Origin of the sequence: Aeromonas piscicola (assembly GCF_000820005.1) — a bacterium.
Taxonomy (GTDB): domain Bacteria; phylum Pseudomonadota; class Gammaproteobacteria; order Enterobacterales; family Aeromonadaceae; genus Aeromonas; species Aeromonas piscicola.
The window spans coordinates 1-500 of the sequence record NZ_CDBL01000062.1; the positions used below are offsets into that span (position 1 = coordinate 1).

A 500-nucleotide genomic window follows, 5' to 3' on the forward strand; every position below is an offset into this window, starting at 1 on the left:
GGGACACCCACCTTTTTGTGGTCTGATTATGCTCTCGTTAAAACGTGATTTATAAAATCGGATTTTTTACGACGATAGTCATCTTGCGACAGGCCTTCACAAGACATTTTGAGTTCATTGTATTGCTGAACCAGCGAAGGGTCGGCGCGCAATTTATCACGAAAAATCAGAAAAAATTCAAATTCAGAACCATTGGCCACCAGCTGAAAAGCAACGTCATCACTGGACTTTGACTCCAACATACACAGTTCCGATGTTCTCAAGGTATCGACTTTTTCTTTAAAGCCCAATGTCGTCAGGATCTGGACGGCAGCTTCGAGTTCATCACTTTCCACGCCGATAAAAATATCAAGGTCGCCTTTCGATATTGCCAGCGGAATGGAAGAGGCACCTACGTGCTCAACTCTTGCGTTCGGGAGCAAATTTTTTACTTCGCGCTCGTATCTAAGAAACAGATCTTCACAAGACGCTTGATATTGCTCAGCACGGTAAAACTTCAT

At 43.6% G+C, this 500-nt stretch carries 1 protein-coding gene; it reads right to left on the reverse strand.

Features of this window, described 5'->3' with window-relative positions; translation table 11 throughout:
* Positions 1-26 precede the first annotated feature (26 nt).
* A partial coding sequence (locus BN1128_RS15845) for a GrpB family protein (protein ID WP_042870499.1) occupies positions 27-500 on the reverse strand: 474 nt, incomplete at its 5' end.